Source organism: Pseudoalteromonas sp. BZK2, assembly GCF_014349195.1.
Classification (GTDB): domain Bacteria; phylum Pseudomonadota; class Gammaproteobacteria; order Enterobacterales; family Alteromonadaceae; genus Pseudoalteromonas; species Pseudoalteromonas simplex.
Genome location: NZ_JACSOG010000004.1, coordinates 25,288 through 37,858 on the forward strand (window position 1 = coordinate 25,288; position 12,571 = coordinate 37,858).

The 12,571-nt window shown below is 39.9% G+C and carries 14 protein-coding genes; 8 read left to right on the top strand and 6 right to left on the bottom strand.

Annotated elements, in window-relative coordinates:
* Window positions 1–43 precede the first annotated feature (43 nt).
* Both BIZ38_RS03470 and BIZ38_RS03475 read left to right on the top strand, forming a co-directional pair.
* On the top strand, window positions 44–445 hold the full coding sequence (locus BIZ38_RS03470) for a hypothetical protein (RefSeq protein ID WP_187489563.1): 402 nt from the start codon (window positions 44–46) through the stop codon (window positions 443–445).
* A gap of 73 nt (window positions 446–518) precedes the next feature.
* Window positions 519–1,136 carry an FKBP-type peptidyl-prolyl cis-trans isomerase gene (locus BIZ38_RS03475; protein ID WP_054561418.1) on the top strand — a complete coding sequence of 206 codons (618 nt, stop codon included), beginning with the start codon at window positions 519–521 and terminating at the stop codon, window positions 1,134–1,136.
* A gap of 68 nt (window positions 1,137–1,204) precedes the next feature.
* Here the strand turns inward: BIZ38_RS03475 and fur are convergent, their stop codons facing one another.
* The 5 genes from fur to BIZ38_RS03500 form a co-directional block, all read right to left on the bottom strand.
* Window positions 1,205–1,648 (bottom strand): ferric iron uptake transcriptional regulator, encoded by a 444-nt coding sequence (gene fur / locus BIZ38_RS03480; RefSeq protein ID WP_054561419.1) that lies wholly within the window; start codon window positions 1,646–1,648, stop codon window positions 1,205–1,207.
* A 190-nt stretch (window positions 1,649–1,838) separates the two neighbouring features.
* On the bottom strand, window positions 1,839–2,366 hold the full coding sequence (gene fldA, locus BIZ38_RS03485; RefSeq protein ID WP_054553928.1) for a flavodoxin FldA: 528 nt from the start codon (window positions 2,364–2,366) through the stop codon (window positions 1,839–1,841).
* A 14-nt stretch (window positions 2,367–2,380) separates the two neighbouring features.
* Complete coding sequence (ybfE, locus tag BIZ38_RS03490; RefSeq protein ID WP_004586673.1) at window positions 2,381–2,659, bottom strand: LexA regulated protein; 279 nt, start codon at window positions 2,657–2,659, stop codon at window positions 2,381–2,383.
* A gap of 2 nt (window positions 2,660–2,661) precedes the next feature.
* Window positions 2,662–2,883 carry a DUF2788 domain-containing protein gene (locus BIZ38_RS03495; protein WP_187489564.1) on the bottom strand — a complete coding sequence of 74 codons (222 nt, stop codon included), beginning with the start codon at window positions 2,881–2,883 and terminating at the stop codon, window positions 2,662–2,664.
* 99 nt (window positions 2,884–2,982) lie between these two features.
* Window positions 2,983–3,747, bottom strand: a complete 765-nt coding sequence (locus BIZ38_RS03500) for an alpha/beta fold hydrolase (RefSeq protein WP_138601094.1) — start codon at window positions 3,745–3,747, stop codon at window positions 2,983–2,985.
* 131 nt (window positions 3,748–3,878) lie between these two features.
* Here BIZ38_RS03500 and seqA point away from each other — a divergent pair, with 131 nt between their 5' ends.
* The 6 genes from seqA (at window position 3,879) to BIZ38_RS03530 (ending at window position 11,308) form a co-directional block, all read left to right on the top strand.
* Window positions 3,879–4,481 carry a replication initiation negative regulator SeqA gene (seqA, locus tag BIZ38_RS03505; RefSeq protein ID WP_054553926.1) on the top strand — a complete coding sequence of 201 codons (603 nt, stop codon included), beginning with the start codon at window positions 3,879–3,881 and terminating at the stop codon, window positions 4,479–4,481.
* A 16-nt stretch (window positions 4,482–4,497) separates the two neighbouring features.
* The gene (gene pgm, locus BIZ38_RS03510; RefSeq protein WP_054553925.1) at window positions 4,498–6,135 is read left to right on the top strand and encodes a phosphoglucomutase (alpha-D-glucose-1,6-bisphosphate-dependent); all 1,638 of its coding nucleotides are present in this window, start codon (window positions 4,498–4,500) and stop codon (window positions 6,133–6,135) included.
* 79 nt (window positions 6,136–6,214) lie between these two features.
* Window positions 6,215–7,270 (top strand): succinylglutamate desuccinylase, encoded by a 1,056-nt coding sequence (gene astE / locus BIZ38_RS03515; protein WP_187489565.1) that lies wholly within the window; start codon window positions 6,215–6,217, stop codon window positions 7,268–7,270.
* Between the two features lie 269 nt (window positions 7,271–7,539).
* On the top strand, window positions 7,540–8,754 hold the full coding sequence (locus BIZ38_RS03520) for a thiamine pyrophosphate-dependent dehydrogenase E1 component subunit alpha (RefSeq protein WP_187489566.1): 1,215 nt from the start codon (window positions 7,540–7,542) through the stop codon (window positions 8,752–8,754).
* Window positions 8,754–9,731 carry an alpha-ketoacid dehydrogenase subunit beta gene (locus tag BIZ38_RS03525; RefSeq protein ID WP_054553922.1) on the top strand — a complete coding sequence of 326 codons (978 nt, stop codon included), beginning with the start codon at window positions 8,754–8,756 and terminating at the stop codon, window positions 9,729–9,731. Before BIZ38_RS03520 ends, BIZ38_RS03525 begins: the two co-directional genes overlap by 1 nt.
* Window positions 9,732–9,739: 8 nt before the next feature.
* A complete protein-coding gene (locus tag BIZ38_RS03530) occupies window positions 9,740–11,308 on the top strand; it encodes a dihydrolipoyllysine-residue acetyltransferase (protein ID WP_187489567.1) in 1,569 nt (522 codons plus the stop codon).
* Window positions 11,309–11,368: 60 nt separating this feature from the next.
* Here the strand turns inward: BIZ38_RS03530 and BIZ38_RS03535 are convergent, their stop codons facing one another.
* Window positions 11,369–12,541: a putative manganese transporter gene (locus tag BIZ38_RS03535; RefSeq protein ID WP_187489568.1), complete on the bottom strand. Its 1,173-nt coding sequence runs from the start codon at window positions 12,539–12,541 to the stop codon at window positions 11,369–11,371.
* Window positions 12,542–12,571: the final 30 nt, after the last annotated feature.

Here is a 12,571-nt window from a genome sequence, read left to right on the forward strand (position 1 = left end):
AAAACCGCCTTTAGGGCGGTTTTTTGCTATCTGGAGATAAGTAATGTCAGCAAGCGAGTCTTCTTCTACACTAATGCGCATTGTTAAACATGTTCTGTTTTGGTGTATCTTTTCTTATTTTTATCACAGCGGGATCAATGTACTTGTAGCTATGGCCCATGATGCGCAGCCTGATTACGGGCTAATATCTTCAATCGCTTATGGTATTGGGTTTAATGTGTTAGTAGGGCACCTTATTGGCAAATACGACAAGCATTGGCCTGTTATTGCAGCATGTGTGATTTCTACTGTGGGTCTTATTGCTGTGCCTTTAATTATGTTAGGCAAAGATGGTTTAATGAGCGGCTTTTTTATTGGTTCGATGATCGCTACATTACCTGTTGCGACATTTGTAATTGATAAAATAAAGCAGCGAATTAGTGCAAACACTGAGCAAACGCAGTAAAACTAGGCGATATTCGTTGTTTTTTTATGTTAGTATGAGCACGTCTTTTAACTAAATAAACGTGAATTAAAACATGTCAGATAATTTTACAACAGACGCTGAAAAAGCAAGTTACGGTATTGGTTTACAAATGGGTGAGCAATTAAAAGCGAATCCATTCGAAGGTTTAAACTTAAATTCTGTATTTGAAGGTATGAAAGACGCATACACTGGTAATGATTTCCAAGTTGAAATCCCAGAAATTCAAGCAGCTTTTGAGAAAATCAACGCTGAGATCCAAGCTCGTCGTGAAGAAGAAGCTAAAGTTCTTGCAGCTGAAGGTATTGCATTCTTAGAAGAAAATGCAAAACGTCCTGAAGTAACAGTAACTGAATCAGGTCTTCAATACGAAGTACTTACTGCAGGCGACGGTGAAAAACCAACTGCAGATTCAACAATCCGTGCACACTACCACGGTACACTAATCAACGGTACAGTATTTGACAGCTCATACGAGCGTGGTCAACCAGCTGAATTCCCAGTTGGCGGTGTAATCAAAGGTTGGACTGAAGCAGTGCAAATGATGGGTACTGGTTCTAAGTGGCGTTTATACGTACCACACGAACTTGCTTACGGTGAGCGCGGTGCTGGTGCAGCAATCGCTCCTTTCTCAACGTTAATCTTTGACGTTGAGCTATTAGAAATCATCTAATCGATTTCAAATAGATATAAAAAAACCTGCTTTAAGCAGGTTTTTTTATATCTGAATCAAATAGCTAATTAGCTATTTGATTCAGCGTATTCTTTACACGCAGCAGTGTCTTCACATTCACCATATAGGTAAAGAGAGTGGTTCGTCAGTTTAATACCATTCTCTGTTGCGATTTCTTCTTGACGACGTTCAATAGTGTCGTCTTCAAACTCAACTACCTTACCACATTTTAGGCACACTAAGTGGTCATGGTGAGTGCTACCTGATAATTCAAATACTGACTTGCCGCCTTCGAAGTGGTGGCGAGATACAATACCTGCATCATCAAATTGGTTAAGAACACGGTAGACAGTTGCAAGACCAATCTCTTCGCCTTTGTCTAAAAGAATTTTATAGACATCTTCAGCGCTGATGTGTTGGTTGTCTGGAGATTGTAGAATCTCTAAAATTTTAATACGTGGCAAGGTTACTTTTAACCCTGCTTTTTTTAATTCCAAGTTGTGATCAGTCATTCAATCTGTCTCAATTTTATTTAGTTATACTAGGCATCATCAAGATGCACACGACACATTAGCAACTATTAGAATAACGTGCCTAGTTACTAAGTGCAAAGAACAATTCGTCTATTTGCCGATTTTTCAAACAAAAATGAACTGGTTGTGCATCTTTACATCAGCTAGTAAATGCGAGTAGTACTTGTTATTAATCAGCAAGTTCCGCTAAACACATTTCATCATAAACCTGAGCACACCAGTCTTTAACACGCTTTTCAGTAAGCTCTGGTTGACGGTCTTCATCAATACCAAGGCCAACAAAGTTGCTGTCATCTACGAGTGCTTTTGAAGCTTCAAAGTCGTAGCCTTCAGTTGACCAATGGCCCACTACGATTGCGCCACGCTCAGTAACGATATCGTTGATCATGCCCATTGCATCTAAGAAGTACTCTGCATAGTCTTCTTGGTCACCGCAGCCGAAAATAGCAACAAGTTTACCTTCGAAGTCAACTTCTTCTAATTCAGGGAAAAAATCATCCCAGTCACATTGAGCTTCACCGTAGTACCAAGTTGGAATACCGAATAACAATAAATCGAATTCAGCAATCTCTTCTTTAGAACTTTTTGCAATGTCGTGAACAGCAACAAGCTTTTTACCTAATTCTTTTTGAATCATTTTAGCTACGTGTTCAGTATTGCCTGTGTCACTTCCGAAAAAAATACCTACGCTTGACATGGATTTAAAACCTTCTATCTATCAATAGCCAATCTTTCTTGTAAAATTGTTTCAATCAACGCGCTACGGCTAATATTCTGCGCATCTGCCATATCGCTTAATGCTTGATATAACTGTGATGAAACCTTAAATTCTACACGCTTTAAACCACGTGCTTTATCTCGTTTTATTTGATTACGTTTATTTACTTTTAATTGCATATCGCGAGGTAGGGGATTTGTTTTCGGCCTACCTGGACGCTTTTCGTATTCAAATAAATCGGGTGTTGTTCTATCTGTTTCTGACTTTGCCATGTCTAGCCCACACCTGCGCCTTGCCAGAAGACTTGAATAAGTCCTTTCGCTATAAACCCAGAACAGCCTAAAAATAGCACTAACCAAACGATGTATCGGCCAAATCGTGGTACATCACCTTTTTTAAGGACGTCTTGAATTGCCATTCCAATAAAAAAGAAAATACCGGCTAAGCCAAAATACAACCCTAAGGAATCAAATTCGTTAATTAACTGACTGACCATCAACGTATAAACCTTTAAATTAAACGGCGCGTACTATATCACACAAATTTGTAATAATTTAGTGCGCACGATCAAAAACAGCGAATTTAATCAGCTCTATTAATGAGCTAAAAAATCGCTGATTGCTTTATTAACAGCAAGTGGTTTTTGGGCATGTAGCCAGTGACCAGCACCATGAATAATTTTTGCTTTTGCATTAGGGAACAACGCCATAATAGCAGGGCGGTGCTCTGCTAAAATGTAGTCAGAATCATTACCTTTAATGAACAAAGTATCACATAAACAAGAATCATTTTCACTAACTTGCGCTAAAATATTTTCATATTGCTGGTATAAAACAGCTAAATTAAAGCGCCATTGATAGTGACCTTCATTATTTTTAGCAAAGCTTTTTAATAAAAATTGACGTACGCCCATTTCCTCAATGTGCTTGGCAAGTATTTCATCAGCCGCTTTTCTATCTGTGATATTAGACTGTGCAACTTCGTTTAGGCCTGCAAAAATGGCACTGTGGCGAGGGTTATTAGCAACAGGAGAAATATCTAACACAACAAGCTTATCGATAAGTGAAGGGTGATTAAGTGCTATTTGCATGGCCACTTTGCCACCCATTGAATGACCTATGATGTGCGCTTTACTAATAGTTAGATGTTCAAGTAACTCACTGACATCTTTAGCCATAGCATGATAATTCATGGTATCGCTATGGAATGATTTACCGTGGTTACGTAAATCGATATTCGTTACACGATAATTTTCAGCTAATGCTTTTGCGATTACATTGAGGTTTTCAAGTGAGCCAAACAAACCGTGGATCAATACAACGTCTGAACCTTGACCCATTTGTTGGTAGTTTAATAGCATTTTCAACTCCTATTTTTAATGGCAGTATTTTGCCTAGTGAAATTACAAAATGCAAAACATAGAGAATTGCTGCGAGCTTAGGTATAATCATTGAGAACTTTTAAAATGTGACCCGTAAAGACAGGAATAACATGAAAAAAATCGACATAGACGACGAGTTATATCAATACATTGCAAGCAACACGCAAAGTATTGGTGAAAGTGCATCAACCATTTTGCGTCGTTTATTAAACCTCTCTGATGGCACCAATGCCCCAGTTGAAACAACTACTAAAACTGAACAAGAAACCCCAGTTGTTGAAGTACAAGAACAAGCAGAACAAGAATCAAGCCCTGAACCAAGCAACGAAAATGTTGAAGAGGCTGCAGAAACTGTCACAGCATCGACACAAGTGAAAGGTAATGTGTTTAATGTATTAAACAAAGAAGAGCTGGCAATGCAAAAAGGTGTTGTTGGTCGATTCTTATTTATACTTGCTGCTTTATATAGAACGCATAAAAAAGATTTTGCTAACGTGCTTGAAATTAAAGGCCGTGATCGAGTTTATTTTGCCACAAGCAAAGAAGCACTTCTGGAAAGCGGTAGCAGCATGAATCCAAAAAATATCACTGATACTGAGTATTGGGTGATGACAAATTCAAATACAACCAGAAAAAAAATGATGCTTCACGAAGTAGCACTGTGCTTAGGTTACAGCGCAGATGAAGCAGAAAAAATTCGTGATTACTTATAATCCATAAGGAAATAATATGGCGATTCATCCAGATGCAGGTAAACCTGCACCGCAATCAAGCTTAGTGAATGTACCAAAACTGATCTCGGCTTATTACTTAAATGAACCAGACCTAGAACAAAACCCAGAGCATTGTGTTGCTTTTGGTACATCTGGCCATCGTGGTTGTTCGTTCGATGTAAAATTTAATGAATCGCATATTTTAGCGATCACTCAAGCAATTTGTGATTACCGTAAAGAAAACAATATTTTTGGCCCACTTTTCTTAGGTAAAGATACACATGCATTGAGTGAAGCGGCTTTTAACTCTGCTATTGAAGTACTTGTTGCAAACGAAGTGCAAGTCATTGCACAAGAAAATGACGATTACACGCCAACGCCGGTAATCAGTCATGCTGTTGTTTGCCATAACAAAGAAAATCCAAATGAACTTGCTGATGGTATTGTGGTAACACCTTCACATAACCCGCCAGAAGATGGTGGTTTTAAATATAACCCGCCAAATGGTGGCCCAGCAGATACTGATGTTACTAAGTGGATTGAAGACAGAGCAAATCAATTACTTTTAGAAGACTTAGTTGAAGTAGAGTTATTTCCATATGCTAAAGCATCACGTTCTGGTTTTATTAAGTACCAAGACTTAATTACCCCTTATGTTGATGACTTAGTTAATATCGTTAATCTAAAAGCAATTAGCGATGCGAAAATCAAAATTGGTGTGGATCCACTTGGTGGCTCTGGTATCAACTTTTGGCCAGTCATTGCAGAAAAATATAATTTAGACTTAACGGTCGTAAATGAATCTGTTGACCCAACATTTTCGTTCATGCCTTTAGATAAAGACGGCAAAATCCGTATGGATTGTTCATCTCCTTATGCAATGACAAACCTTATTGCATTGAAAGATGACTATGATATCGGTATAGGTAACGACCCTGATTATGACCGCCATGGTATTGTTACGCCTGACGGCTTAATGAATCCAAATCACTTTTTAGCAGTTGCGATTGACTACTTATTAAATAACCGCGAATGGTCAAAAGAGGTCGCAATTGGTAAAACGCTGGTATCGAGCGGCATGATTGATAAAGTGGTTGCACGTAATAACCGCGAAGTAAAAGAAGTACCGGTAGGCTTTAAATGGTTTGTTGAAGGCTTAAGCAAAGGTACCCTTGCTTTTGGTGGTGAAGAAAGTGCAGGGGCGTCATTCTTACGCTTTGATGGTACAGTTTGGAACACTGATAAAGATGGTTTCATCTTAGGTCTACTTGCTGCAGAGATTTTAGCTGTAACAGGTAAAACACCATCACAGCTTTATAAAGAACTTGAGCAAGAGTTCGGTGCGCCTATTTATAAACGTATTGATGCGCCAGCTAATGCAGAACAAAAATCACGTTTAAAAGCGTTATCAGCGGATGATGTAACTGCAAGTACCTTAGCGGGTGATGCCATTACGCAAAAACTAACCCATGCTCCTGGTAATAACGCTGCTATCGGCGGTTTAAAAGTTGTTACTGAAAACGGTTGGTTTGCTGCACGCCCATCTGGCACTGAAGACATCTATAAAATTTACCTTGAATCATTCAAAGGTGAAGAACATTTAGCATTATTAGAAAAAGAAGCGAAAAAGCTGGTTGATTCAGTAATTAGCTAATTCCTCTTTTACCTATTAAAACGGCTGAGTTTCTCAGCCGTTTTTGTATTCTACTCTCACGCATTTTTAGGATAGAACAATGAGCTATTCAACTCCTTCATATCTCGAACAATTAAAAAGTACTGGCGACTTTTTAACCCTGACTCGTAACAATGAATTTTCACTCGAACCTTGTGCATTTACCCTTGAAAACGGTACTGATGTCACTGTTCACGACACGGGTATCATTGAGTTTCAACCTGCGCAGCAGACAAACAAAGATATTGTACTTTCAAGTGCGGTACATGGTAACGAAACTGCGCCAATTGAAATCTGCGATCAATTAATCAAGTCAATCGTTACAGAACAACTTACCTTGCAGCAGCGTGTACTGTTTATTTATGGTAATCCTAAATCTATTAATATCGGTAAGCGTTTTGTAGATGAAAACTTAAACCGTTTGTTTAATGGTCATCATACTGTAGAAGGCATTGCTTCAAACCCTGAGCGAGTTCGTGCAAAGCTACTTGAAGACGTGGTTACTGATTTCTTTGCTAGAGGCAACCAGGACAGTGAGCGTTTTCATTATGATCTTCACACAGCAATTCGTGGCTCTAAAAATGAAAAGTTTGCAGTCTATCCTTTCTTACATGGTAAACCGTGGAAAAAATCACAACTGCAATTTTTACTTAGCTGTGGCGTAAACACGGTATTAATGATGAAATCAGCGGCAACTACCTTCAGTTACTACTCGTCGTTTGTACATGGAGCTGACTCATTTACGGTAGAACTTGGCCAAGTAAAACCATTTGGCGAAAACGACATGTCGCGATTTGAGAAAACCAGACAAACCTTAATTGCATTAATTAGTCAAAAATCCGTTGAATATAAAGAATTCAATGCAGAAGATTTCGAGTTGTTTTCTGTATATAGAACAATAAACCGTACTTGCGAAGACTTTAGTTTTCCATTTGCTGATGATGTGGAAAATTTCACCGGTTTCGCAAAGGGCGAATTAATGGCAACTGATGGTCAGACCAGATATGAAGCGGAAGTAGACGGTGAAGCTATTATCTTCCCAAACGCTGATGTAGCCTTAGGTCAGCGCGCTTTGCTTACCGTTATTCCAATGCAAGTTGATAGCAACTTTATTTAAATTCTCTGCATTAACACCCATCTAAATTTAGTTAACTATATGACTATAAAGAATTTATCTTGTTGTATAGTTAACTTTCCATGCGTTTTTAGCCATTTGTCATCTATTCGTCTATGATTAGTTGAATAACAACTTACGTTAACGTAAAGTGACGGCAGTTTAATTTAATTAGATTGAATATTGCGCAAACTTTATCCTTACAGCTCATGCTGATAAAAATATAATTAAGGGCAGTAGCGTAGGTTTCTGACAACGAAAGAAGGTAGGTTATGAGTAATCCAAATAACGTATCGCTAAACATTAATCATGAACTGTCATTTATTGATGGTCACGCATTAACGATCCCTACATTAAGTATTCTTAATGAGGAAGGCGACATCTACGAAGGTGCAACCGCACCTGATATCGACAAAGCAACGGCAATCCGTCTATATGAAACAATGCGTTTTATTAGAGCACTTGATGAGCGTATGCAAGCAGCACAGCGTCAAGGCCGTGTTAGCTTTTATATGCAATGTCTAGGCGAAGAAGCGGCTGTAACAGCATCAGCTGCAGCGCTTGATCAAAACGATATGATCATGGCCCAATACCGTGAGCAAGCAGCTTTACGTTATCGTGGTTTTAGCCTTGACCAATTCATGAATCAAATGTTCTCAAATGAAAAAGATTTGGGTAAAGGTCGCCAAATGCCAATTCACTATGGCTCACGCGAACTTAACTACATGACTATTTCATCACCGCTTGGTACACAAATTCCACAAGCAACAGGTTATGCATATGGTCAAAAAGTTCGTCATATTGATGCCCAAACCGGTGAGTTAAACAGCACTATTGATAACATCACTATTTGTTACTTTGGTGAAGGCGCTGCGTCTGAAGGTGATTTCCATGCTGGTTTAAATATGGCCGCAGTTCATGAAGCACCGGTAATTTTCTTTGCTCGTAACAATGGTTATGCGATTTCTACACCTGCTGATGAGCAATTTAAAGGTGATGGTATTGCATCACGTGGTGTTGGCTATGGCATTAAAACAATTCGTGTTGATGGTGCTGATGCACTTGCTGTTTATGCAGCAACTAAAAAAGCCCGCGAAATTGCGACGACTAAAGGTGAACCTGTTTTAATTGAATCGATTGCCTATCGTCTTGGCGCTCACTCAACCAGTGACGACCCTAGTGGCTATCGTACAAAAGATGAAGAAGCAAAACATAAAGGCTGTCCAATCGAGCGTTTCCGTAAGTGGTTATTAAAACAAGGTTGGTTAGATGAAGCGCAAGACGCAAAAGACAAAGAAACAATTCGTGAAGAAATTTTAGCGGCTCTTAAACGCGCTGAAAAAGTAGCAAAACCAGCATTAGAAGACCTTATTTCTGATGTGTATGATAAGCCAATCCCATCACTGCAAAAACAATATGAAGAACTAAAAGAGCACATTTTGCAGCATCCTGATGCTTATTCAACAACTGCAGGGAGATTAAAGTAATGGCTAAAATGAACATGCTTCATGCAATTAACTCTGCCCTTGATATCACCATGGCAGAGCATCCAAATGCATGTATTTTTGGTGAAGATGTTGGTTATTTTGGTGGTGTATTCCGTGCTACATCTGGCTTACAAGAAAAATATGGTAAGCATCGTGTGTTCAATACTCCGTTAACTGAGCAAGGTATTTTAGGTTTTGCTAATGGTTTAGCGGCGTTCGGTGCCCCTGCATTAGCTGAAATTCAGTTTGCTGATTATATTTTCCCTGCATTTGACCAAATCGTGAATGAATCAGCTAAATTCCGTTACCGTAGTGGTAATGAATTTAATGTTGGCAATCTAACAATTCGTACACCGTACGGTGGTGGTATTGCAGGTGGTTTATATCACTCACAATCACCAGAAGCTTATTTTGCTCACACACCGGGTTTAAAGTTAGTTGTGCCACGTAACCCATACCAAGCAAAAGGTTTGCTTCGTGCATCAATTAAAGATGATAACCCTGTTATTTTCTTTGAGCCGAAACGTTTATACCGTGCATCAACAGGTGAAGTGCCAGAAGAAGATTACAGCATCGAGCTCGGTAAAGCTGAAATCGTTCAAGAAGGCACTGATGTCACTGTACTTGCTTGGGGTGCTCAGATGGAAATCATCGAAGACGCCGCTAAAAAAGCTGCAGAGCAAGGTATTAGCTGTGAAGTGATCGACTTACGTACCATTTTACCATGGGATGTTGAGACCATTGCTAAATCAGTGACTAAAACAGGTCGTTTAGTGGTAAGCCACGAGGCACCAATCACGAATGGTTTTGGTGCAGAGATCGTTGCAACAATTCAACAAGAGTGTTTCTTACACCTTGAATCGCCAATTACTCGCGTGTGTGGTTTAGATACGCCATACCCATTAGCACTTGAAAAAGAATATGTACCGGATGCACTTAAAGTGCTTGCTGCGATCAAGCAATCAGTAGAGTTTTAGGAGTCAGTATGTCTAAAGATTTTATCTTGCCAGATATCGGCGAAGGCATCGTAGAGTGTGAAATTGTTGAATGGTTAGTTGCAGAAGGCGATTCTGTAAAAGAAGACCAGCCTATTTGTGATGTTATGACCGACAAGGCGCTTGTGCAAATTCCTGCTGTTCATGATGGTGTGATCAGTAAGCTCTATTATGCAAAAGGGGATATTGCGAAAGTACATGCACCATTATTTGCAATGGATGTTGATGGCGAAGCACCAACACAAAGTGAAGAAGTTCAAGCTCCTGCAGCAACTGAAGCATCATCTGAGGCTGGTGAGCACTTAGAAGATTTCATATTACCCGATATCGGTGAAGGGATCGTTGAGTGTGAAATCGTTGAGTGGTTAGTCAGTGAAGGCGATGAAATCGTTGAAGACCAAGCTGTTTGTGATGTAATGACAGACAAAGCATTGGTGCAAATTCCGGCTAAATACACAGGTAAAGTTGAAAAGCTTTATTATCAAAAAGGTGATATTGCTGCAGTTCACAGCCCATTATTCCAAATGAGCATTGCCGGCCAAAGTGCAGAGCCAGATGTAAGTTCTGCGGTAGTTAAAGCACAAACAAATGCAGCAACTAAACCTTCGCAGAAGCCTGCGACTTCGGCAAACTCTAGCAAACAACTTAATAAGAAAGCGGTTGCTTCACCTGCTGTTCGTCGTAAAGCCCGCGAACTTGATGTTGATTTAACGCAAGTACCAGGCTCTGGTAAAAATGGCCGTATTTACAAACAAGATATCGAAGATTTCTTGAATGAAACACCAAGCCAAGCAGCATCACAACAAGCTGCGCAAAAAGCGGCAGAGCCTGTATCAACGGTGGTGTCTTCTGGTGGCAGTCGCGTAGAGCCTATTAAAGGCATTAAAGCGGCAATGGCTAAGCAAATGGTTGCTTCAGTTTCGACAATTCCTCACTTTACTTTCTGTGATGAAATTGACCTCACTAAACTAATTGCAATGCGCAGTGAGCTCAAAGAGCAGTATAAGCAGCAGGGTGTTAAGCTCACTATGATGCCGTTCTTTATCAAAGCACTGTCGTTAGCGATTAAGCAATTCCCAGTACTAAACTCGCAAGTAAATGATGATTGCAGCGAGCTAACTTACTTTGATGATCATAACATCGGTATGGCGGTTGATTCTAAGATTGGTTTACTTGTACCAAACATTAAATCATGCCAGTCAAAGAGTATTGTAGATGTTGCAAACGAAGTGACCCGCTTAACTGAAGCAGCACGTGATGGTCGTGTTTCACCGGATGATTTGAAAGGCGGCACTATTAGCATTTCTAACATCGGTGCGATTGGCGGCACAATTGCAACCCCGATCATCAATAAACCTGAGGTAGCGATTGTTGCTTTAGGTAAACTGCAGCATTTACCTCGCTTTGATGCACAAGGTAATGTGATTTCAGCAGCAATTATGCAAGTAAGCTGGTCTGGTGACCACCGAGTGATTGATGGCGGAACAATTGCCCGCTTCAATAACTTATGGAAGTCTTACTTAGAAGACCCTGCAAAAATGATGATGGCGATGAGCTAAATCAGTAAGCATTAAAAAACCAGCCTCGGCTGGTTTTTTTAATTGTAAATTTTGTATTTGCTATTTACCGTAAAAATACAACCCATAACCGAGTATCAGCGCTGGAATTGTTGAATACACCGTCGCGATTAAGGCCGCTTTTGGCGCTAATGCGATAGCTGGGAATAGGGCATCGCCGTCATTTGAAATTGCATTGGCTGCCATCGCACTAAATGGAATAATACCTTGAATATAGAGTGTCATCACGACGATTTGTGGCCCGCAGCCGGGTAATAAGCCAATAGCCACAGCCACCAGCGGTGCAAGATAAGCATACTCAGAAAACCACGCTGTTAAATCAACACCAACTAGGTTAACGAGAATTTCAAACAGCATAAAACTGGCAACAACCCAGGCCGTAACAAAGTGCGTGTCCATTAACACTTTCGTGAGTTTTGAAGGAGGTGTGCAAGGTGCTTCTTCACTGGTTACTTGCTTATAACTGCTGCCTTTAGAAGACAGTGCCCACACAACCACGGTGAATAGTGCCATGATTGAGCCAAATACAGTAATGCCCTCATTAATACCACTGCCAAATACACTTAAGTCGGTATTGGTGGCGATAACAAAAGCAACAATCAAGCTCGGTACTAAAGCTAATTTCCATACTGGTCGGCTAAACTTTAACGCTTTTGGTTGGCATTGTGGCTGCTCGTTGTATTCGCTAGCCTCATCAGGCTGAAATTTATCTGGGCTATGAAATGTATTAACTAATTGACCACTAATAACGCCTACAGCAACACCTATTAACATCATTAATAAGCCATCAAGCGGACGGGTTGCTAACAGTAAAAAGGCGGCATCACCCATGGTTGCGGTTAAGACAGCAACAACAGAGCCAAAGCTAGCCTGCTTTTTAGTAAATTGGGTTACCACAATAATGGCACCCCCACAGCCAGGTAAAGCACCTAAAATTGAGGCAAAACTCACCTCTAGAATGCCTGATTTAGCGCGTAGATAGCTCAGCTGTAACTGAGGAAGTTTATCAATAAGGTAGTAATAGATTAATAAGGTGGCTGCAACAAATACAGATACTTGAAAAAAAGCATCACTAAGCGCTTGTAGGGTGAATTCTCGGCTTGCAGGTACCGCTAAAGAAATTAGTAATAAAAGAGGTAAAAATAAGCGTTTATTGTCCGTAATGTAACACCTCGCTTTGTTAGGAATAAACCTTGTTTGTGTTAGTGAGAGCATACAGTGCAACCTTAAAATTAATCAGGTTAC